This window comes from Spiribacter curvatus (assembly GCF_000485905.1).
In the GTDB taxonomy this organism is placed as follows: Bacteria; Pseudomonadota; Gammaproteobacteria; order Nitrococcales; family Nitrococcaceae; genus Spiribacter; species Spiribacter curvatus.
This window is the reverse complement of sequence record NC_022664.1, coordinates 1,059,970-1,081,759: the sequence shown is the minus strand read 5'-3', so window position 1 is coordinate 1,081,759 and position 21,790 is coordinate 1,059,970. Positions and strand designations below refer to the sequence as shown.

The window sequence follows — 21,790 nt, the reverse complement described above, 5'->3', positions numbered from 1 at the left end:
GCAGCCAGGGGACGACCGCCCGGGCGATGGATCAGGCAGCGGCGGTATGTCGATCAAGCTGATGGATATCATGGTCGCTCAGCTGCATCCAAAAGGCCGTGATAATCGCGTTCCGGCGTTTGAGATGACTGTCTGCTGTCATTGGGATAGGCCAGCTCAGGGCCTCGCCTGGCTGAATCTCGGCGCGCTCGATCAGCGCGCCGGTCAAGTGCGGTGTAATGGTCACTGCCTGGAATAGCGTGCAGCGCATCGGCCACTGATAATGAGCGGGTGCATGGGTCTCGGCGGCAATGCCAACCGGATCAAGCACACCGCTCTGCAGTCTTCTCCAGCTATCAAGGAGCGCTGCGGCCTCGAGCTGGCGTTCGCGTGATCGGTGCTGAACCGTATCGAGGGCGCGGACCAGATCTGACGGATCGGGGTTGATCAGCAGGTGGCGATCCTCGGTGAGCTCATCGTAGAGGGCTTCAGAGATCTCGGGACGGACATATTCGCGGGCCATCGGTCTTGCTCCTCGGCAGAATGACAGCCACAGACTGTCAGTCCCGCCCCGCACGGGATGTGATTGGACATGGCTGCCTTACCCAGCGGAATCGTCGGCCCGTCTGCTGCCTTGGCGTCACTCGGGTCGTGGGTCACAAGCAGGGCGGGAATGGACCGACCTTGGATATGGTCGAGGACAAACATCCGGATCTCGGCGCGCAGGGTTTCATCAAGCCGCGAGAAGGGTTCGTCGAGCAGGATCGCCTCCGGCTCGGCGAGCAGAGTCTGCATCAGTGCCGCGCGCGCCCGCTGACCGCCGGACAGTGTTGCTGGATCACGATCGCGCAGGCCATCCAGGCCTGCCGATTCGAGGGCCTGGTCCACCGCCGCCGTGCGGGCTCGATATCCCGTCAGTGTTGGGCGTAGGCCGAAGGCGAGATTATCGCCCACGCTCAAGTGGGGGAACAGCGTCGCCTCTTGAACCATCAGCCCGATGCGGCGGCGTTCGGCGCGAACGCGATTGAGGCGGCGACCGTTGAGATGGACGGTCCCATCCAGAATAAACGGTTCGGCGAGATGACCGGCGATGGCATGCAGCAGAGTGGTCTTGCCGACACCCGATGGTCCCATCACCGTCGTGATGGTGCCGGCGCTGATGTCGAGCGTGAGTGGTGGGAACAGCGGATCGCCGTCCGGTGCCCGGATAACCAGTGAATCGATCGCCAGCGACATAGTGGCTACTCCCTGAGAAAGGCGCGATTGCGTGCGCGGATGATCGGCGTAATGATCGCAATGGCATAAACCAGCACCGGGATCCCTGCCTGCAGGATGGCATAGACCGCGGTGATCCGGCGATCCGCGCCCGAGGCAAGGCTGACCGCCTCGGTGGTCAAGGTGCTGATGCGACCCGCGCCCATAATCAGCGTGGGCAGGTACTGGGCAATGGATACCGCAACGCCGATGGCGAGTGCGGCCAATACCGGACCCAGCAGTATGGGCAGTTTGACGCGCAGCAGACGGCGCAGCGGACCGGCACCGAGTGAGGCGGCCTGGCGCGTGAGCATCGGATCAAATCCCCGCCATGGCCCGGCCAGCACGAGGAGAACATAGGGGAAGACGAACAGCAGATGCGCCCAGCTCACCGCAAGCACGCTGGCGTCGATGCCGAGCTGCAGGAATCCGAACTGTAATCCCGGTAGAAAGCCGATCTGCGGCAGCAGGAGTGGCAGGTAGACAATGCCGGCCAGCGTTGAGGATCGCTCACGATGCTCGGTCTCCAGCCAGGCGATGGCGAGCACCAATGCGGCGGCGGTGGTGATGCTGGCAAACAACAGGCTATGGCCGAATGGTCCCATCCAGCCACTGCCGGACTGTTGCCACGCCGACAACGATAGCTGCTCGGGCCAGGGCTGCGGCCAGGGCCAGCGCCAGGTGATCGACCAGATCAGGAGGGCGGTGACTGCCATCCCACCCAGAGCGAAAATCAGCCGGGTGCCGATCCGGCCGGTCGAGAGCAGTGGCGCGGTGAGCCGGTCGCGCTTGCCCTGACGTAGCCAGAGCCGTCCCGCCAGGGCGATCAATCGCTCCAGCAGCCAGACGCCAGCGAATGCGGTGACGACTAGCCCTGCCTGCAAAAGCGCGCCAGCTCCGGCGGTCAGCAGGCTCGAGAGCGCTGGAGCCGTGTAGAGGCGCAGCACCATGACCGCCAGCACGGGTGGATTGGCAGGGCCGAGGATTAACGCCATATCCACATTCGAGAGCGCATAGCTGAGCACGATCAGCGTGGGCAGCCGGATCTGTCGCCAGCCCCGGCTGGGCAAACAGCGTAATCCAGGGGTCGATACCGATACTTCGCTCGCCCAGCGCCGGTAGCCAGCCGAACGCAGCGGTCAGTGTCTGTATCACCCCCAACAGAACGGGCCCAATCAGGACCACAAGGATCAGGGCGCGTAGACCCATGCGCGGCAGCATTCGGATACCTGAGGCTAGCGGGTGTATCGCTGTGACCAGATTTCGACCAGCTTCGTCATCCAGCTGGGATGGGGTTCTGGCAGGGTCTGTCCCAGTGCCTCGCGCGATGGTAGCGCTGGCGCCTCCGGCAGCGCCGCGAAGCGGGCGCGGGCGGCTTCATCAAGGCGATCGAAATCGAGGACCGAAAACGCGCCCAGGACCTCGATATTCTGCATCCTTGCCTGAGCGCGCGGTGATAGCAGGAAGTTGGCGACTACTCGCGCTCCAGCGATATGACGGGCGTTGTAGGGGATGGCCACGAAGCTGACATTGCCGATGCTGCCCGCGGTCGGGATCAGCACACGAGCCGTCTGCGGCAACAGACCCTGTTGGATCGCGGCGGCCGTCGAGGCCGGATCGAATGACATGCCGATATCAACGGCACCGTCATTGACCAGCTGCTGTTGCTCCGACTCGTTGGCTGGAAATGTCCGACCATCCCGCCAAAGGTAGGGACGGATTGCGTCATACCAGCGCCAGAGCGGTGCGGTGGCGGCCTCGAAATCCGCGCTCGCGACCGGCTTCTGGAGCAGCGCGGGATCGGGAGTGAGTTCGATCAGCGCCTGTTTGAGGAACGTCGCGCCCATGAAATTATCGGGATGGGGATGGGTGAACCGCCCAGGATTGTCCCGCGCCCAGTCGAGTAGCGCTGGGATGCTCCGCGGCGGATCATCGACTCGGGCGGCGTCGTAGTTGAATACGAACCGCGCCAGTCGCCACGGGCTTTCCAGCCCGTCCGTGGGAACGGTGAAATCCGTGGTGTTGGCGGACCCCGGGCTCAGATCAAGGTAACGGCTGTTGGGTAGATCACGGACGAACGGGCCATGCAGCAGATCCTGCTCTTTCATCGACAGGAAGTTCGGGCCATTGATCCACAGCAGATCCACTGATCCCGACTCATCCCGCCCCGCGGCCTTTTCCGTGACCACACGGGTGACGGCCTCGGCGGTATCCGCCAGCTTGACGTGGCGGACGGTGACGCCGAAGCGCTGTTGTGTCTGTTCACTCACCCACTGAATGAAGCGGTTCGTGCGGCTGTCGCCGCCCCAGGCGTTCCAGTAGACCGTCTGGCCCTGCGCGGCTTGCCGCGTATCCGCCCAGTTACTGCCATTCTGGGTGTCGGTTGACGCCGCTGAGCCCGTGCCTAGCGCTAAAGCACTCAGCATCATCAGGGTGAATCGCATCCCCCTCACGAGGCGACCCGGTCAGAACGGAACGTCCGCATGCCCTGCATCCAGCGTGTGAAGGTGGTGATCAGGCAAGCCACTGAAAAGGCGTAGGCGATTTCAGCGAAATAGGCAGGGAACAGGCAGATCGCAATGAAAAAGCCAATTGTTTCCGTTCCTTCCGTTAATCCGCTCAGGTAGTGGATGCCTTTCCCGGTATAGGCGGACGCCGATAACCCCTGCTTGGCGGCGATGACCGCGAAGGCCAGGAATGATGATCCTGTCCCGACAAAGGCAGTGATCACTGTGGCCGCGGCCAGCGCATTGTTCACCGGGTCCGCAACCGCGAAGCCGAGTGGCACCAGGGCATAGAAAAAGAAATCCAGGGCAATATCCAGAAACGCGCCCCGATCCGTCGTGTGGGTCAGGCGGGCAATGGCGCCATCGAGGCCATCGCAGAGACGATTTAAGAGAATAAAGCCCAATGCCAGTAAATAGAGCTCCTGGATCAGCAACTGCATGGCGACGATGCCGAGCACGAACCCCGTCAGGGTGACATTGTCGGCACGAGCGCCGCGCTCCACCATGAAGCCGGCGATCGGCGCCAGTACCCGGCGCTGGAGGGGCAGCAGGGCGGCGTCAAGCATGGTCTACTCCGCGCGGTTGGGACTGGCGATGAATTCGAGGATCATGTGTGGCACCGTCAGCGCCGCCAGTCCGATGAAGATGACCTGCATGAGGATGGCATCACTCGGCACGCCCATCAGAAACGGGATGGCCGCGGCCGCCAGCGCGTAGGTCGCCAGCGTTGTTGGCGCCACCGCTCGCAACCGCTCGCGCCAGCCCTGGAGGTTGAGATCCCGCGCCGCCAGCTCCAGATGCCGGGGGCTGTGCAGAAAGCACCAGTAGGCGATGAAATAGGCAAGCGGGTGGAGCAGTGCAGCGCCCAGTGCGAGCAGCAACGGGTCGCGCCAGTCACTCAGAGCGCGATCGGCATGCAGGGCAAGTGCCGAGAGCAGGATGACACCGCCCAGGGCGAGCCCCCACGGCGCCGCGCTGATGATCAAGCCCGTCTGATCGGCACCAAGCATCGCGAACAGCGGCTCGACGGTGCCCGGATGCAGGGTCACCGGCAGACCCAGAATCCACAGTCCGTAGCCGATGCCGCCGATACGGCCGAGCCGATGCGCCACATCGTCGCCGAAATGCACGGCTGAATAGAGCAGGAATCCAGCAAGTGCGATATTGGGTACTTGCAGCCAGATCGCGATAACCCCAGCGCTCAGTGCCATGTAACCGGCGAGGAAGGCGACCAGCCTGGGCAGGCTATTGAGGTGGAGGTAGCGCTTTGCGACGGCCGTGTCGAGACTGCCATGCGGCAGCCCGAGTACGGCAGTGCTGATGGCCAGCACGGCGTAGAGTGGCCACTGCCCGGGGAGCAGCGAGATGCCGAGCGAGAGCAGCAGCCCAATGGGAAAGAGCCAGTAGGCGGGTGGCCGGTAAGATGAATCCATGATTGCCTCCACGATCCAGTTCAATGAACCAACCTGTGTAGGTTACCAAGGAGCGGGTGAGCCGGATATGTGGTTGGGTCAAGGATCCCGCCGTTACTCCGCCGGTAGCGACTGAAGGTGCGCAGTGTCATTGAAGCGTTGGATCCGACAGCGGTAGGTGCTGAGCCCGCTGGGCGCGCTTCGGTCCTCGGCCTGCGCGGCGCGGGTAAAGCTGAACTCGAAGATCGCCGTGTTATCCGGCCGCATTCCCCAGACCCGACGGGTGCCCAGAAGTGAGGCGATCAGATACTGGATGAATCCGCCGTGCGTCACGCAGATAATGGTCTGCGCGTCGTGATGATCGGTGATCAACTCCGAAACCACGCTGTCCGCGCGGCGCGCCCGTTCAGCGAATGACTCGGCATCGGGCACCGCGTCCCAGTCGCCATCGCGTCGAAAACGGGCGGCGATCTCTGGATCTGCCGCCTCGATCTCTGCCCGGGTCCGGCCGGAGAATAGTCCAACGTCGTACTCGCGAAGTGCTTCGCGACTGTGAATCCGCAGTGCGAGTGCCTCGCTGATGCCCCGGGCGGTGGCTTCGGCCCGTCCCAGCGACGAGCTGTAGAGCACACTGTCCCGCCAGTGTTCCGGCTGTCGTTGGCATTCTTCGGCAATGGCACCGGCCAGGCATTCCACCTGAGTTTGACCGCGGACGCTGAGCGGATAGTCGGCATGCCCCTGCCAGCGTCCCTGATGATTGGCGATGGTCTGGGCATGACGGATGAGCAGAAGGCGCATAGGGGGCATCGGCCGTATCGGATGACCGTGGGATTATAGAAGGGCCCATTGAAGAATGATAATCGTGACCAGTACCGCGGCAACGGTCTGCCAGAAGGTGACCGGGTCGCGCTCGGCAATGGGCGTGGGGGCTTTTGCCTCACTGGTGGGCTCGCCATGATCGAGCGCATGGATGAATTCCGGGATGTCCTTATAGCGCGCTTCCGGTAGCGGATGACTACCGCGCGCGAGGACATCATCAAGCCATTCGGGCCAGCCATGACGCGACTTCGCAACAGGACGGTAGCGTAGCCGACGGAGGTCGCTGAAGCGCCGGACCTGAGCGGGACGCGGGCCGTAGGGCAACTCGCCAGTGATGAGCTCGTAGGTCACTACCGCGAGCGAGTAGACATCGGTACGCTCACTTGGACCAGCACCGAGGAACATCTCCGGGGCTGTATACTGTTCGGTGCCGAGGACCGGCTCCGACGTGCCGGCGTCCGGCAACCCAAGCATCTTCACCGCGCCGAGGTCGATCAGTTTGGCACTGCCGTCGCGATCGATCATGACATTTTCAGGCCGCAGATCCTGATGGATCATCTCCTGGCGATGCAGTGCGCGCACGCCAGAGCCGATCTGACGAACCACATCGCGGACGGACTGCAGATCGGGCCGAGGCTGATCGCGCATCCACTGCCGCAGGCTTCCCCCCTTGATGTACTCAAACGCCGCGTAAAGACACGTTGGCTCGACCTGCCGGGGAAAGGCCGCGACCACATGCGCACTCGTGACACGGGCGGCAATCCACTCCTCCGCGAGGAACCGCTCTATTGCCGCCGGATCCTCGCCCAGCTCCGTCGAGGGGATCTTCAGCATCGCCTGCTCGTTTGTGCTCCGGTGCCGGGCGAGGTAAGCACGGCTGCGGTGAGAGCGGTGAATCTCGCGGATGATCCGGAACTCGTCCACCATCTCGCCGGCGCGCAGTTCGGGCGGTAAAGGCAATGCCTGTGTGCGCTCGCGCCACTCGCTTGATGCCTCCTCGGGCAGCTGAATGATGCCCAGCACAACGGCGGTTAAGTCATCCGGGCTGCCATTGGCACGTGCGGTGTCACAGAGATGGCGGGCAATGCTCTGACAGTCTGTGGTGGCACTGAGATGGGCGACGAGCGTCGCCTCGTCAAGGTATTCATGGACACCGTCGCTGCTCAACAGAAGGCGGTCTCCGCGCGTAACGCGGCTCTGGGTGTACTCCTGCTCGACGGCATGATGGCTGCCGATCGCCCGGGCGAGGTGCCGGGTACCGTCCGCCCCCAAGACATGATGATCGTGAGTCAGGCACTCCAGCCCCCCGTCACTGTAGCGGTAGGCCCGCGTATCGCCCACATGGAGGCAATAGGCCATGTGGCCGCGAATGACCAGGCTCGTCAGCGTGCAGACATAGCCGCGGTCCTTGTCATAGCGCGCCCAGCTACTATCCGTACGGGCATGCAGCCATGCATTGGTGGCGCTGACGACTCGGCTGAGCGCATTTTTGATCGACCAGGCGGCGGAGGTGGAGTAAAAATCGGATACTACGCTCTGGACGGCTGTCTGACTCGCGACATCGCTCACATCGCTTGAACCGATGCCATCGGCAATGGCGGCAATGACGCCTTTGGTCTCGAGTTCCCGTCCCGAGGGGACTTTGACGGCACAGGCATCCTGGTTGATCGGCTTTGAGCCGGCCGTGCTCCATTGCCCGATCTCGACGTGGAGGGTCGCTGGCATATCGGGTCCTGCATTTGAAAGACGGGGTCCCAGTCAATGGACCAGGACCCCGCGACGACCGCAATGGTCGGGCGTTCACATCAATCCTTCGAGAAGTCCTTCTTGGGCCCCGTACGGACATGGGTCGTGTACAACACGAGTCCCACAAGCAGGAGTCCACCGAAGAGGTTACCGAGGACGGTGGGGATTTCGTTCCAGATAAGATAATCACCAAGGGTGAAATCCGCCCCCATCATCAGCCCCAGCGGAAAGAGGAACATATTGACGACTGAGTGCTCGAAGCCCAGATAGAAAAACACGATGATCGGCATCCACATGCCGAGGATTTTACCCGGCACCGTTGTGGAAATCGAAGCACCGACCACGCCCATCGAAACCATCCAGTTGCAGAACATACCGCGCATGAAAAGGTGCAGCATGCCCCAGGCACCGGCGTTCGCATACATGCTGGTCCGGCTCTCGCCAACGGCCATCATCTGCTCGCCAATCTCTCCGACTTCCGTCGAGAAACCCTGCGAGAGGTAGAGATAGGCGAAAAAGGCGATGAACAGCGAGCCGATCAGGTTGCCCAGACCCACCAACCCCCAGCATTTGAGCATGCGTGGGATGGTCACGCCGGGCCGCCCGTCGAGCCAGGCAAGCGGCACGATGGTGAATACACCGGTGAGCAGGTCATACCCCATTAGATAGAGCATCGAGAAACCGACTGGAAAGAGTAATGCGCCGATCAGGAAGTTACCGGTGTTAACGGCAATTGAAATCGCGAAAAGGACTGCCAGCGCAAGGGTGGCTCCAGCCATGATACCCCGGAGAACGGTATCCCGCTCGCTCATGTAAACCTTGGACTCACCCTGGTCCACCAATTTCGTGACAAATTCACTAGGCTGCAAATAGGACATTGTGTTTATTCCGGTCCTTTGTGCGTGTGGATTTCCAGGGCATGCCCAGGCATGCCCTGGTGATTCCGCTGATTACCAACGGCGATAGGGCAGAAACTTTCCGTTCATGGTTACCTGAATGCGATCCCCTTTTGGATCTTCGATTTTTTCAACATCCATGGTGAAATCGATTGCGCTCATAATTCCATCGCCGGCTTTCTCGTGGATCAGTTCCTTGAGCGTCTCTCCGTAGACCGCCGTGATTTCCTGAAAGCGATAGACCAGTGGGTCGTTGGCCAGCTCGTGGATACGCTGTCCCTTGGTCGGACAGCTGGTCAGCGCTGGAATATGGGCACTGTCGATTCCCAGCAGCGAGGTGACCGCACTGGCCTGATCGTCGGTCAGGCTGTTCTCGCCGAGACAGGCGGACGTAAGGAAGACCGGCGAGCAGCCAACATGGTTGGCGATCTCTTCCCAGCTCATCGCTTTGTCGGCCTTTGCACTCACGATTGCCTCGCGTACGGCGTCTTTAGCTGTCATCAATTTCTCCATCTTTCGGTTTCAGTAAATATCGCGTTGATAGCGCCCGGTTTTTGAGAGCGCAGCCAAATAATCGGATGCGTCAGCTTTTTCGTATTTGCCCTCCTTTTGAATGATATGAATGAATGCGTCGTGGACGGCAGCGGCCATCTGTGTGGCATCGCCACAGACGTAGATATGAGCGCCGGCCTCAAGCCACTGCCAGAGGTCGTGTGCCTGCTCGATGAGACGGTCCTGAACATAGACCTTTTCAGCCCCATCCCGGGAAAAGGCGGTGGTCAGTCGGGTCAGCACACCTTCATCCATGCAGGCTTCAAGTTCGTCGCGGTAAAGGAAGTCGGTGCTTTCATGTGGATTACCGAAGAATAGCCACGCCCCGCCTGTCGCCTGACGATGCACTCTCTCCTGTAGAAAAGCGCGGAACGGTGCAATGCCGGTTCCCGGACCAACCATGACGATGGGTCTCCCGTCATCATCGGGCAGGGAGAAGTCATGCGCCTTCTGAAAATATATAGGCAATGGTTTGCCGGTGGCGCGATCACTGATGAACGTCGATGCGACACCTTCACGCTGCCGTCCCTCCGCTTCATAGCGGACGGCGGCAACGGTTAGATGGACCTCGTCGCGATTCTGCCGATAGGCGGATGAAATCGAATACAGGCGTGGCCGCAGCGGATTAAGCCGATGCAAAATCTCGGCGGCGTCCGGTCGCGCGCTTGGATAGCGACTGAGGATGTCATAGAGATCCAGCGGAGAATCATCCAGGGACTCTTCGGCGATGGCCTCGAGCGCCTCCCGGTCTGCCGGACGGGTGGCCGACTGTGCGAGACACTCGAGTGCCTCGTCACTTGGGCATGTCACATCGACCAACACTGACAGGGCTTCGTGAGCGGTGTACGTGCCGTCCTTGAGCGCAATCGATGCCTGGGCGTCCAGATTGAGCGCCGAGAGGATCCCGGTCACCAGGCCGGGGCTGTTTCTCGGGTAGACACCCAAAGAGTCACCGGGGCTGTACTCGAGGCCACTGCCCTTGAGGTCGATGACCGCGTGGACGGTCTCCTTGGGCGAATCTTGTCCATTCAGTTGATGAACCGATTTCAGACGTGCCATGTAGGGGTGATTCTTTGCATACCCCATGACTGGCATTTCTGCCGCTGGGGGTGCAGTGGCGGAATTGACCGTGGCGCTGGTCTCAAGCAGTGCTTTGACCTTCTTGCGGGTCTTGGCGCTGCCAGGGACGCACAGGCCGGGGTCGGTCTCTTCGCCAGAGGAGAGCGCAGCCGAGTAACCTTTGCAGTCGTAGCCGCACTGGCCGCAGTCCTGTTGTGCCATTGCCGCCATCAGGTGGTGGTGCAGTGGGGCATCTTCGGCGACCAGGCCCATCCGGTCATCCAACGGCAGGCTCATGTCATGCCAGGCAGCTTCATCCAGATCGATGTCCTCGCCACTGCCAACCCCGTCCTGCGTGGACGGAGACGGCTGAGTGGCGACAGGCTCAGCCGATCCATCGATATCCAGCTCAAGGCCTTCACCCGTTGACACCAGACCGGCGAGATAGCCGTTGAGCCAGGCTCTGTAGGCGGGGTCGAAGGGGGCATTGTCTGGAAGTTTGGGTGCTTGCATTCGAGCGTTCCTCTCCAGCGTTTATTCAATTGCCGTTGTGAAAACCGCCGTGCCGCTGCGGCCGACAAAGTCGCGGAAAGACTCCTGAGGGCCGAGTCGGTTGTCGTGATAGACATTCAGCACTTCGGCAATCAGTGGAATGACACTGTCGGTGGTCAGTGGGCCGGTGATCTTTTCGCCCAGACCGCGTTTCTCACCCACGCCGCCGCCGACATAGAGGTGATAGCCCTCGAGCGGTTCGTCATCCTCGTCCTCGGGCTCGACCTTGGTACCCAGCAATCCGATATCCGCTACCTTGTGCTGCGCGCAGGAGTTGGGACATCCCGTCACATGGATATTGAGCGGATAGTCCAGATTCAGGTGTTTTTCGAGATAGTCGGCCAGCGCTCCTGCGTCCCTTTTGGTGTTGGTATTGGAGAACTTGCATCCGACGTTGCCAGTGCAGGCCACCATCCCGGCACGGAAGGTGGAAACGTCATACTCAAGTCCGAGCGCTGCCAGTGCTGCTTTGACGGTTTCGAGGCGCTCCCCTGGAATGCCGCCGATCATTGCGTTCTGCCACACCGTCAGCCGGACCAGTCCATCCCCGTCGGTGTCGGCAATCTGACCTAGCCCTCTCAGCTGGTCGCTGCTGCAGTAGCCGAAGGGTGTCCAGACACCAATCCAGTAGTGCGCGTCGTCATCCTGGGCGTGGATACCGACATGGGCGTCCGCGCTGGGATACGGGGGTGTCCTGAGGTCGCCCGGTGCGAACTGGTCCGGTTGGAACGCCAGCAGATCAAGCACGGCATCCATGAATGCATCGTTGCCCATCTCGTCGAGCACGTACTTCATACGTGCTTTCTTGCGATCGCTGCGGCAGCCGCGGCCGGCGTATACACGCAGGATCGCATCGGCCACCGGCACACACTGACCTGGTGTCACGACCCATGAGGTGGCCTGGGCAAAGTCATCGTGTCCGGGAATGCCGCCAATGCTGACTTGAAAACCGACTTCGCCGTCCGGCTTGATGACGGCACTGAAATCGATGTCGTTAGTGTCAGAGACCCCTCGGACCAGTCCGCCGCCATTGAAGGCGATATTGAATTTTCGCGGCAGCCCGTAGAGCGCGCGGGTGTTGATGAGGTGGTAGTGCATTTCGCGGCATAGCGGTCGCGTGTCGAAGAATGCCTGCGGGTCGATCCCGGCGAGCGGATCACCGGTGATGTTGCGGACGTTATCGGCACCGGCACCCCGCGTGATGATGCCCAGATCCTGGAGCTTCAAAAGCACCTGATCAGTGCTGTGTGGATGGATTTCACGGATCTGGAGATTGGCGCGGGTGGTGACATGGGCATAACCGCCGGCATGCTCGTCGGCGACGTCTGCGATGCCGATCGCCTGCCTGCCGGTGAAGTGCCCATTAGGCGCCCGCAAGCGGCACATAAACGCATCCTGAGTCGGCGCCGTGTAGAACAGTCCGTGATACTTATAGCGGAATACCTCGGTGCCCTTTGGCACGGTACCCTCAGCGGCATTGGCTCGAATCGTGGGCCACATATCCAGTGGCGGTGCGTCGCGCTTGGCCATCTCTTCGGGGACGAGTTTTTCGCCAGCCGCCTCGGTACGTTCCTGCGCGTCGAGCTGGAGCGCGTCCGGGTGGTTATGAACCCGCGTGGCGGACTCGTCTGCGTCTGACTCGAACAGCTTTGCCATTCCCGCCTTTTCGCGGCGAGCATCGACTCCAAAGGCAAAGCCTTTGAGGTACTCGCGCTGCTCGTCGGTCAATTGAGAGAAGAACGGCTGGTCGCTCATTGTCGACGCTCCATTACGTTGCCTTGCCCGGGAAGGGGCATGATTCATGCCAACTAGTACGTCGGATGTTGTCGCGATTGAAAACGTCGTCAGCTGACCGCTTTGACCTACGTTGGTGCAGTTGCTGCACCACGACTTCCAGATTGGTTCAACGATCGGACATCGCTCGCGCGAGCGCATCAGTGAGTGGACGCATGAAATATCGCCCGTCAGGCGCGGCATCGACATGGATCGCGAGGGAACGGAGCTTGTCCTCGACGACTGGCCCCATGGCCCCGACCGCCATTGAGGATAAGGCGTTGCGGAGGGATTGCTCCGCGCCCTGTAACTGACTGATCTGAATCAGTACGTCTACCTGGCGCTTGGTTGAGAATATGATGGCATCGACCTCGCCGGCGATAATGCGCTCGACGAGGGCCTTTGCGCGGTACTCATCATTGTAATCGGTGTAGACATAGGGCCAGACGGGAACGGGCTCGGCCCCGAGGTCTTCAATGGCATCCTGAAGCGGCTGGTTGGGTTCGGTGCCGTATAAAGCGATGCCAACGGCGTTTGATCTGACGCCCCGTGCATTGAGAGTCCGGATCACTCCATCGGTGGTCGGGGTCTCGCTACGGGTGGTTTCCGAAAGGCCCCATTGACGAAGGATACGGCCGGGCTTGGGACCCCGCGTCAGCAGACTCACTTCCGCGAGACGGTCGCGCAGCTCGGTGTCTACGCCAATTGACTGCGCGCGGTCGTGGAGTCGGCGAAGGGCTTCTCCAGTGAGGATCACCAGATCGTTGATTCTGCGATCTTCGATGAACCGTCTCAGCCATTCATCGACCGTTTCCGTATTGGGTGTTGGTTTGATGCCAATCAGCGCGCATCGCTCGACAACGGCACCGCGACGCTCAAGGAGCCCTGCCAGCTCCGTGGCCTGACGTGTTTCAAGGATGGCGATCCGATAGCCTTCAAACGGTTGTGACTGAATCTTCATCGTCATGCCGTCCAATCGTCGCCTGCGTGGGGTCGTGCGGGCCTCGGCCGTCGATGCAATAACCGGGCATGAAAGCCGATTGCTCCCGGTCGCCCGCGAACCAGGCGAAGCGTCTCGACAGACGCGCCACCTCGCCGACGATCAATAGGGCAGGAGGGCGGACGTCTGCCACCTGTTGATCAAGATCCGCCAGCGTGGCCCGGATGACTCTCTGGTTGGCTGTAGTGCCCTGCTCGACCACAACGGCAGGAGTGGTCGGCTCACGGCCGTGATCGACCAGGCCTGAGCATATTTCGGGCAGGCTTCCAAGGCCCATGTAAAAAACCAACGTGTCCGAACACCGGGCCAGATCGAACCACGGCAGTTGCAGCAGCCCGTTGTGGCGATGGCCAGTGATGAATCGGACCGAATGGGCGTGGTCGCGATGAGTGAGTGGAATGCCAGCGTAGCTTGCACAGCCGCTGGCCGCGGTCACGCCCGGAGCGATCTGGAAATCGATATCGGCTTGCACAATGGCTTCGAGCTCTTCGCCGCCACGGCCGAAAATGAACGGATCGCCGCCTTTCAAGCGGGCCACCCGGCACCCCTGCCGTGCCTTGTCGACCAGCAACTGACTGATTGCCTGCTGGTCCAGTGCATGTTGCCCGGCGGTTTTGCCCACATAGATGCGCTCAGCCTCGCGGCGGGCAAGATCGACGATCGCCGGTGAGACGAGACGGTCATAGACGACAATATCCGCGGCGCTCAAGAGACGCTGTGCCTGGTTGGTCAGCAGGTCGACGGCGCCTGGACCGGCACCAATCAAATACACCTCGCCGGTATCCGGTTCCGTGATGCGGTTTTCGAGACGCTCATCGAGCGCGGCAGCGGCCTGTTTCTCGCGGCCTGCCATCGCCATGTTCCCAATCGGGCCTTCGATAACGGCCTCCCAGAAGCGTTGCCGATTATCGACGCCCTCGATGCACCGCTTGGCCTTTTCCCGGAATCTCTCGAGCAGCGTGGTCAGACGTCCGTACGAGGGTGGGATGAGCGATTCCAGCCGCCGCCTGACCAGGCGCGCCAGAACGGGCGAGCGTGCGCCGGTAGAGACGGCGATGGTCATTGGACTGCGATCGACGATACCAGGGAGAATGAAAGTGCACATCGTCGGAACGTCCGCTACGTTGACTGGAATACCCCGCTCGATGCAGGCGTTGTAGACGCGGCGTGCTTCGTCCTCGTCGTCCGTAGTAGCGATCACCAGGCGTACGCAATCGAGGTAGCGGCGCTGGAATGTGGCGTCACGCCATTCGAGGTAGCCGTCAGCAACCATTCGATAGGCTTCGCCCTCAAGCTCTCGGGTGACCAGTGTTACGTCTGCGTTCGCTTTTTTGAGAAGCTCTGCCTTGCGGGCGGCAACGGCATTGCCGCCGACAACGAGACAATGTTCACCCTGGAGGTTCATGAAAATGGGGAGTTGGTCCATGGGATCTCCGGGCCGAATATTTACCCAAGGAGATGCAAAACTCGTGCCGTACGGAGGTTGAATGGCGACTGATACGGCTGTCATCACCGGGGCAGGCTCGGGCATCGGTGCGGCGCTGGCGAGGGAACTCGCCGAACGGGGATTCTCGGTGGCACTGATTGGTCGGCGCCGCGATGCACTCGAGCGCACATGGGCGTCACTGCCGGAGGGCGCGACGGGTTTCATCCTGCCCGGCGACATCGCCATCCGGGATGATCGCGAGCGTCTGATCAGGAAGCTGGGCGAGTGTCTTGAGCCGATCGGGGCGCGGCTGCGCTATCTGGTTCACAACGCTGGGGTGGGGGAACCGGCGACCGGCCTTGAGGATATGGATCCGGATGATCTTGCTCAGGCGCTGGCAGTCAATGTCACGGCACCGTTTGCCCTGACTCAGGGGCTTCTGCCGCTGCTGCGAGCAGCATATCCATCGCGGGTGCTCATGGTGGGTGCCGGAATAGCCGATCGGCCCCAGCCGGGCACTGGCAGTTACGGCATCAGCAAGAAGGCCCTGGCGCGTTTATTCGAGCAGATGAAGATGGAATTCGCCCACTCGGCGAAGAGTGAACCCGACGTTGCACTGTTCCAGCCAGGCCTGGTGGATACGCCGGGTATCCGCGCCCACCTAAAAGCCGCGCGTCGTTGCGGTCTGCCGCACGTCGACTACCTCGACCAGGCGCTTGCCGGTGGCCATTGTCGGTTGCCCAAGGCCGTTGCCGCCGCAATGGCCGAGGCCCTGATCAATATGTCGGGTAGGTACTTCGCGGGCGCTATCCTGCGGCCCTGAGCACGCATGCGCGCTTCTAACCCGGCGCTCCTTCGGTCTCGTCAGCCCGCACTGCCTGGGCGCGGTTGCGAACCTGCTTGACCATCGCGACGAAGCCATCGCGCCGATTGGCGGTCAGCTGTTGTGAGAGCCCCAGCTCGTCGAAGAGCGATTCGATGTCGGTGTCGAGTATCTCCTGCGGTGTCTTGCCTGAGTAGGCCTTGAGCAGAATCGCCACCAGACCCTTGACGATGAACGCATCACTGTCCGCGCTGAAAAACATACGTGGTGGTGTATCGTCACTCACCGTTGTTTCCAGCCAGACGTTGCTCGTACATCCGTCGACCCGATTCGCCTCAATACGGGCCTCCTCCGGTAGTGCCGGCAGGTCGCGCCCCATATCGATCAGCAGGCGATAGCGGTCCTCCCAACTATCGAGGAAGTTGAAAGTATCAACCAGACGCTGCAAATCCATCGAAACCTCCCAAGTGGCTACCCTTTCGACCGTAACACGAACGATTCGTCTCCGATCTGAGTCGGTTTGATATCGGCTGCCGGGTAATCACTTACCAGTCCTCGCCGAACGGGCGCGCCTCGACCTCGAAGGACCACGCGGAACGCGGTTGCTGCGTCAGCCAGTAGGCCGTCTCGGCGATATCATTCGGGTCGAGGAAAAAATCATCCGGCTTGTCCGGCAGCCGCTCCCGTGTACGCGGCAGATCAATCACGCCATCCACGATGATCAGCGAGACATGGATACCGTCGGGCCATAGATGCTTCGCGAGGGACTCGGTGAGATTCCGCTGCGCCCCCTTGGCGCTGGCGAATGCGGCGGTCTTGGCACCCCCTCGACGCGACGCGGTGGCGCCAGTCACCACGATACTGCCTTCCCCCGCCGCCCGCATGTCGGGCGCGACTGCCTGCGCGGCGGCGACAAGGGCGAGCGTGTTGATCCGCCACGACTGTTCGAAATCCGCCAGGTCGAGGGCTTCGAAATCGCCCCAAATGCCGGCGCCGGCGTTATGCATCAAAACGCTGGGCGCACCAAGCTCGGTGCGGATACGCCCAAGCGTGTCGGTGACCGCCGCGGGATCGGCGAGATCGCAGGTATAGGCGTGGCCCTGATCGCCGAGCTCGTGAGCGAGGCGCGCGGAAAAGTCCGTGCTGCGGGCGATGAGGGCGATGCGATAGCCAGCGCGGGCGAACCGGCGGGCAAACGCCGTGCCATTGCCGGGTCCAACGCCATTGATGACGCAGATGGGGCTCGAATCGGTCATGAGGTATCTCTTTATGAATGATTGGGGACAGGGTAGCAGTCGGATGAAGTAGACCAATGAGGCATTTGTATATAACAAAGAAGTATCGAAAACGCATTGATTAAAATTAATAAAGCTATTTGAATACTCGTCTTTATGGATTTGGATGGAGCTATCCCATGGATCGACGGATGACTGGCACAGCTCTCATGCTGGCCACCTTCACGACTGCCACACCAGCGCTGGCGGAGACTCCCGCGCTGATTGATCCCGCCTGGCTCGCGGACCGCCTGCAGCACGACGACATCGCCATCCTCGATGTTCGAAGCCCGATAGATGATGGCGATGCGACTCCATTCGTGGAGGGGCATATCCCGGGCGCGGTGGACGCCGGCTACCCCCGCCATTCATGGCGGAGCGAGCAATCAGGGATCATCGGCAAGATGCCGCCGGTGGATGCCCTGGAGTCACTGATCGGTGACTTCGGCGTTGGTAATGACGATACCGTCGTGATTGTACCGGCCGGGACGGGACCGACCGATTTCGGCAGCGCGGCGCGCGTTTACTGGACATTCCAGGCGCTGGGTCATGATCAGGTGACGATTCTGAACGGGGGTTACCAGGCTTGGCTCGAGGCGGAATTCGGTGTCGCAAAAGGATCAGAGACGGTCGTTTCGGACGACTTTGAGGCCGATCTCCAGACTGAAATGATAACGACGTCGGCTGATGTGGAGAATGCCGAGGAGCGGGGTGTACAACTCATCGACGCTCGCCCGTCTGAATACTACGAGGGAAATGAAAAGCATCCGGCCGCGCGGGTCGCAGGCACCATTCCAGGCGCGGAGAGCGTCCCGCATCAGCGCTTTTTCTCGAATGCCGAAACCTGGCGATTCGACTCCGAGCGTGTTGATACGGCTCTTGAGGGTCTATCGCTCAGCGATGGTCAGCGTCCGGTTTCCTTCTGCAATACCGGGCACTGGGCAACAACCACCTGGTTCGCCCTTTCGGAGGTCCGTGGAATCGATAATGTGGGCCTCTACGATGGCTCGATGGTCGAGTGGACAGCCGATGAGTCCCGGCCGGTCGCGGTGGCGAAGCAGGGGCTGGCGCGTATTCTCGATTTTCTGGGCGGCTGAGGATGGCAGGCACCGCCTCAACGGTCCCAGAAGCGCCGCGGATCGATCGATTCATCGTCATCACGGCTGTGGCTGGGCTATCCGTTATGGCCGGTCTGGTCGCGCTTGAAGCACCGACGGATCGGGTCTGGCTGCTCCTGATCGGCGCGGGGTTGGGCATCGCGCTCTATCATGCGGCATTCGGTTTCACAGCCGGTTGGCGTACCCTCGTCACAAATCAGCGCAGTGGCGGGATGCGGGCCCAGATGCTCCTTCTCGCAATCGCAACCGTTCTATTCGTACCGGTGCTCGGGTTTGCGGAATCATTCGGGCTGACCCACATCAGTGGAACGCTCGCTCCTGTTGGTGTCTCGCTGGTGATCGGCTCTTTCCTGTTCGGATTCGGGATGCAGCTCGGTGGTGGCTGCGGATCCGGGACGCTGTTCACGGTTGGAGCGGGCAACGTCCGAATGGTCGTGACACTGGTAACGTTTATTGGTGGGTCGGTGGTTGGAACGATGCATCTTCCATGGTGGCTCGAGCAGCCCGGTATTGACCCCATCAATCTGACCGCACATTTGGGTGTTGTGACGACGCTCTTCCTTCAGCTATCCGCAATCGGGTTGTTGGCCTGGGGGTTTGGTTGGTTGGAGCGCCGCCGCCACGGCACCATTGACCCGGTTATCTTCGCCCGACCTGAGCGGAGTATGGGCGCGACCCTGGTAAGGGGTGGCTGGCCGCTGCTCTGGGGGGCTATCGCTCTCGCCGTGCTCAACCTCGCGACGCTTCTGGTCGCCGGATATCCATGGGGGATTACGTTTGCGTTCGGACTGTGGGGCGCGAAAATGCTCCAGGCGATTGGCGTGGATATGGCGCAGTGGTCGTTCTGGACCTGGGACTATCCCGCGCTCGCGCTCCAGGACAGCGTGCTCGTCAACGTTGTCTCAGTCATGGACTTCGGGCTGATCCTTGGTGCCATGCTGGCGGCGGGTCTCGCGGGTCGGTTCAATCGCGCCAGTCGCAAACCGTTACCGGCACGCTCGCTATTGGCTGCCGTAATCGGGGGGCTATCCATGGGTTACGGCGCGAGACTGGGATTCGGCTGCAATATCGGCGCAATGTTCAGCGGGATAGCCTCAACGAGTCTCCATGGCTGGATCTGGTTTGTTTGTGCGTTCGGTGGCTCAGCGGTCGGGATCCGTCTGCGTCCGTGGTTTGGGCTCGGTCAATGACGAGGTCGGAATGAGTGAGGCGCGAGACTATTATAGATGGCGGGTGCTGGCAGCCCTGTTCGGGCTGCTGGTTCTGATCCTGACGGACCACTTCAACTCCGCGACATTCGCTCGAAATAGCGGCCAAGCCGGCGTAGCGACCAGTTACTCCCAGCTTGATCGCGGGGCCTGCGCACCCTGTGGCGCGCCATGCCAGTCGGAGGACTGACCCCCTGATCCCAGTCGAACCAGGGGGTGAGGGGTTGGATATCGATCAGCGTCCGAGATTGTTCAGCCGTGCCGGCTCAACCACCTCGATCCAATAGCCATCGGGATCACGGATGAAGGCGACATCGGTCAGCTTGCCTTGATCAGGACGCTTGATGAATTCGACGCCATTGTCGTCGAACCAGCGCTCCGCCGCATCAAGATCAGGCACAGAGATACAGATATGCCCGAAGCCCTGCGGCTCGGAGTTGCCATCATGGAAGCTGACCGCGGGATCATTCTCGCTACCCCAATTATGCGTGAGCTCGAGCAGACCACGCTGGGAGAATGTCCAGACGGTCCGCTCCCCCACATCGGAGGGCGGCGTTGACTGGCCCTCAGTGGGGCAGTCGAGGAAGTACAGCGAGAAATTGAGCTCAGCGAAATCCAGCCGCCGGAGTACCCGCATTCCGAGCACGCCGGTATAGAACGCCAGCGAGCGTTCCGGATCCTTGATGCGCATCATGCTGTGGTTGAGCGTGAACCCCCGCGTTGACTCGGGTCTTGCCTCGACAACGCCGGGATACTGCTCGGTGGTAAAGCTCATCCTGATCACTCCTTCGTTATCAGATGACCCGATCGGCCATCTGCTGGGCAATATAGTCCGCCTGACGGATTGCAAGGCTCACGATGGTCAGTGTTGGGTTCTCCGCCGCACTGGTCGTGAACTGACTGCCGTCAGAGATGAACAGATTATCGATGTCATGGCTCTGGCCATAGCCGTTGCAGACGCCATCACGGGCCCGGGCACTCATTCGGCAGGTGCCGAGATTATGCGTCGAGGGGTAGGGTGGTGTGCGATAGGCCTTTTTAGCCCCCGCCGCCTCATAGATGGCGATACCCTGCTGGAAGGCGTGCTGGCGCATCGCCACATCGTTGGGGTGATCGTCATAGTGGACGTTGGGCACCGGCAGACCGTAGCTGTCCTTGACATCGGTATTGAGGGTGACGCGATTGCGCTGCTGCGGCATGTCCTCTCCTACCAGCCACATGCCGGCCATGTGCGCGTACTGATCCATCGCCTCGGTGAAATCGGGTCCCCAGGCGCCGGGGTCGAAGAACGCGGCCATAAAGGGCAGACCCAACGAGACCGTTTCGATCTCGTAGCCACCCGCAAAGCCACGGGACGGATCATGATGCGCTTCGTCCTGCACGATGCCGGCCATGGTCGTGCCCTTGTACATATGCACGGGCTCCTCAAAGCTTGCATAGACCGAACCGGTCATGTGCCGCATATAGTTCCGGCCCACTTGGCCGGAGGAGTTGGCCAGACCATCCGGAAACTGACCTGTCGCCGAGTTGAGGAGCATTCGTGGTGTCTCGATGGAATTGCCGGCGACCGCCACGGCCCTGGCCCGCTGGCGCTGTTCGTTGCCATCGGCGTCGAAGTAGACCACCGCGTTTACGCGGCCCCGATCATCGTGCTCGATGGACGCGACCTGCGACTCCGGTCGCAGCTCGACATGCCCCGTCGCCAGGGCCCGGGGAATCTCCGAGAAGAGCGTCGACCACTTGGCGCCAGTCGCACAGCCCTGGAAGCAGAAGCCGCGCTGAACGCAGGCGGCTCGGCCGTCCCGCGGCTGGCTATTGATGGCCATATTGCCGGTATGGACATTCTCATAGCCGATTGCGGTCGCTCCGGCATGCATGACCTTGAAGTTATTGTTGCCAGGCAGGCCGGGGATTCCGTTGGTCCGCGTGACGCCCATTTTGTCTTCGGCGCGGTCGTAGTAGGGCGCAAGATCGTCGTATTCCAGTGGCCAGTCGAGCAGATTGGCGCCGGGAACATCGCCGTACTCACTCGCCGCACGGAACTCATGGGGCTGGAACCGCAGACTGGCACCCGCCCAGTGAACCGTGCTGCCGCCGACTGCCTTGACGATCCAGGATGGCAGGTTGGGGAAATCGCGTGCGACACGCCAAGTGCCGCTCGTGGTGCGGTTATCGAGCCAGGCAAGCTGACCGAACGAGGCCCATTCGTCGGCGATGAACTCATTGCGCGTATGCAGCTTGCCAGCCTCCAGCACGACCGCGTCGATGCCCTTTTGCGCAAGCTCGTGGGCGAGGGTTCCGCCGCCGGCGCCAGAGCCGATGATCACGACGACGTTGTCGTCATCATAGGTGAAGGTTCGCTGATTATCGTAGTTTTCCATGATTCACTCTC

The 21,790-nt window shown here is 61.3% G+C and carries 21 protein-coding genes; 3 read left to right on the top strand and 18 right to left on the bottom strand.

Features of this window, described 5'->3' with window-relative positions:
- Window positions 1-31: 31 nt before the first annotated feature.
- The 14 genes from SPICUR_RS05360 to cysG form a co-directional block, all read right to left on the bottom strand.
- Entirely contained in the window at window positions 32-502 is a 471-nt protein-coding gene (locus SPICUR_RS05360) for a hypothetical protein (RefSeq protein ID WP_023366838.1), read from the bottom strand.
- On the bottom strand, window positions 427-1,215 hold the full coding sequence (locus SPICUR_RS05355; protein WP_023366836.1) for an ATP-binding cassette domain-containing protein: 789 nt from the start codon (window positions 1,213-1,215) through the stop codon (window positions 427-429). Before SPICUR_RS05355 ends, SPICUR_RS05360 begins: the two co-directional genes overlap by 76 nt.
- A gap of 5 nt (window positions 1,216-1,220) precedes the next feature.
- Complete coding sequence (locus SPICUR_RS05350) at window positions 1,221-2,303, bottom strand: ABC transporter permease family protein (protein ID WP_023366834.1); 1,083 nt, start codon at window positions 2,301-2,303, stop codon at window positions 1,221-1,223.
- Window positions 2,304-2,468: 165 nt separating this feature from the next.
- Complete coding sequence (locus SPICUR_RS05345) at window positions 2,469-3,677, bottom strand: ABC transporter substrate-binding protein (protein ID WP_023366832.1); 1,209 nt, start codon at window positions 3,675-3,677, stop codon at window positions 2,469-2,471.
- Window positions 3,678-3,682: 5 nt separating this feature from the next.
- Window positions 3,683-4,306: a CDP-alcohol phosphatidyltransferase family protein gene (locus tag SPICUR_RS05340; protein ID WP_023366830.1), complete on the bottom strand. Its 624-nt coding sequence runs from the start codon at window positions 4,304-4,306 to the stop codon at window positions 3,683-3,685.
- A 3-nt stretch (window positions 4,307-4,309) separates the two neighbouring features.
- Window positions 4,310-5,173: a Brp/Blh family beta-carotene 15,15'-dioxygenase gene (locus SPICUR_RS05335; protein ID WP_076742165.1), complete on the bottom strand. Its 864-nt coding sequence runs from the start codon at window positions 5,171-5,173 to the stop codon at window positions 4,310-4,312.
- A gap of 93 nt (window positions 5,174-5,266) precedes the next feature.
- On the bottom strand, window positions 5,267-5,950 hold the full coding sequence (locus SPICUR_RS09550; RefSeq protein WP_023366826.1) for a histidine phosphatase family protein: 684 nt from the start codon (window positions 5,948-5,950) through the stop codon (window positions 5,267-5,269).
- Window positions 5,951-5,983: 33 nt separating this feature from the next.
- Window positions 5,984-7,696, bottom strand: a complete 1,713-nt coding sequence (locus tag SPICUR_RS05325; protein WP_023366824.1) for a bifunctional protein-serine/threonine kinase/phosphatase — start codon at window positions 7,694-7,696, stop codon at window positions 5,984-5,986.
- An 80-nt stretch (window positions 7,697-7,776) separates the two neighbouring features.
- Entirely contained in the window at window positions 7,777-8,595 is an 819-nt protein-coding gene (locus tag SPICUR_RS05320) for a formate/nitrite transporter family protein (protein ID WP_023366822.1), read from the bottom strand.
- Window positions 8,596-8,667: 72 nt separating this feature from the next.
- Window positions 8,668-9,126 carry a cyanase gene (gene cynS, locus SPICUR_RS05315; RefSeq protein WP_023366820.1) on the bottom strand — a complete coding sequence of 153 codons (459 nt, stop codon included), beginning with the start codon at window positions 9,124-9,126 and terminating at the stop codon, window positions 8,668-8,670.
- 9 nt (window positions 9,127-9,135) lie between these two features.
- Complete coding sequence (locus tag SPICUR_RS05310) at window positions 9,136-10,737, bottom strand: sulfite reductase subunit alpha (protein ID WP_023366818.1); 1,602 nt, start codon at window positions 10,735-10,737, stop codon at window positions 9,136-9,138.
- Between the two features lie 21 nt (window positions 10,738-10,758).
- Window positions 10,759-12,531 (bottom strand): NirA family protein, encoded by a 1,773-nt coding sequence (locus tag SPICUR_RS05305; RefSeq protein WP_076742138.1) that lies wholly within the window; start codon window positions 12,529-12,531, stop codon window positions 10,759-10,761.
- A gap of 148 nt (window positions 12,532-12,679) precedes the next feature.
- Entirely contained in the window at window positions 12,680-13,516 is an 837-nt protein-coding gene (locus SPICUR_RS05300) for a uroporphyrinogen-III synthase (RefSeq protein ID WP_041381726.1), read from the bottom strand.
- Complete coding sequence (cysG, locus tag SPICUR_RS05295; protein WP_023366812.1) at window positions 13,485-14,975, bottom strand: siroheme synthase CysG; 1,491 nt, start codon at window positions 14,973-14,975, stop codon at window positions 13,485-13,487. Before cysG ends, SPICUR_RS05300 begins: the two co-directional genes overlap by 32 nt.
- Before the next feature lie 61 nt (window positions 14,976-15,036).
- Here cysG and SPICUR_RS05290 point away from each other — a divergent pair, with 61 nt between their 5' ends.
- Complete coding sequence (locus SPICUR_RS05290; protein WP_023366809.1) at window positions 15,037-15,798, top strand: SDR family NAD(P)-dependent oxidoreductase; 762 nt, start codon at window positions 15,037-15,039, stop codon at window positions 15,796-15,798.
- 16 nt (window positions 15,799-15,814) lie between these two features.
- On the opposite strand, the gene SPICUR_RS05285 is transcribed toward SPICUR_RS05290, so the two are convergent.
- The gene (locus SPICUR_RS05285) at window positions 15,815-16,252 is read right to left on the bottom strand and encodes a SufE family protein (RefSeq protein ID WP_023366807.1); all 438 of its coding nucleotides are present in this window, start codon (window positions 16,250-16,252) and stop codon (window positions 15,815-15,817) included.
- A gap of 91 nt (window positions 16,253-16,343) precedes the next feature.
- The gene (locus SPICUR_RS05280; RefSeq protein WP_023366805.1) at window positions 16,344-17,054 is read right to left on the bottom strand and encodes an SDR family NAD(P)-dependent oxidoreductase; all 711 of its coding nucleotides are present in this window, start codon (window positions 17,052-17,054) and stop codon (window positions 16,344-16,346) included.
- A 170-nt stretch (window positions 17,055-17,224) separates the two neighbouring features.
- On the opposite strand from SPICUR_RS05280, the gene SPICUR_RS05275 reads away from it, so the two are divergent.
- Window positions 17,225-18,169 carry a sulfurtransferase gene (locus SPICUR_RS05275; RefSeq protein ID WP_237220315.1) on the top strand — a complete coding sequence of 315 codons (945 nt, stop codon included), beginning with the start codon at window positions 17,225-17,227 and terminating at the stop codon, window positions 18,167-18,169.
- Between the two features lie 2 nt (window positions 18,170-18,171).
- On the top strand, window positions 18,172-19,380 hold the full coding sequence (locus SPICUR_RS05270) for a YeeE/YedE family protein (protein WP_051373242.1): 1,209 nt from the start codon (window positions 18,172-18,174) through the stop codon (window positions 19,378-19,380).
- Between the two features lie 253 nt (window positions 19,381-19,633).
- Here SPICUR_RS05270 and gloA read toward each other — a convergent pair whose 3' ends face one another.
- Together gloA and SPICUR_RS05255 are read right to left on the bottom strand one after the other, a co-directional pair.
- Window positions 19,634-20,173, bottom strand: coding sequence for a lactoylglutathione lyase (gene gloA / locus SPICUR_RS05260; protein WP_023366797.1), 540 nt, complete (start codon window positions 20,171-20,173; stop codon window positions 19,634-19,636).
- A 19-nt stretch (window positions 20,174-20,192) separates the two neighbouring features.
- Window positions 20,193-21,779, bottom strand: coding sequence for a GMC family oxidoreductase (locus tag SPICUR_RS05255; RefSeq protein ID WP_023366795.1), 1,587 nt, complete (start codon window positions 21,777-21,779; stop codon window positions 20,193-20,195).
- Window positions 21,780-21,790 lie beyond the last annotated feature (11 nt).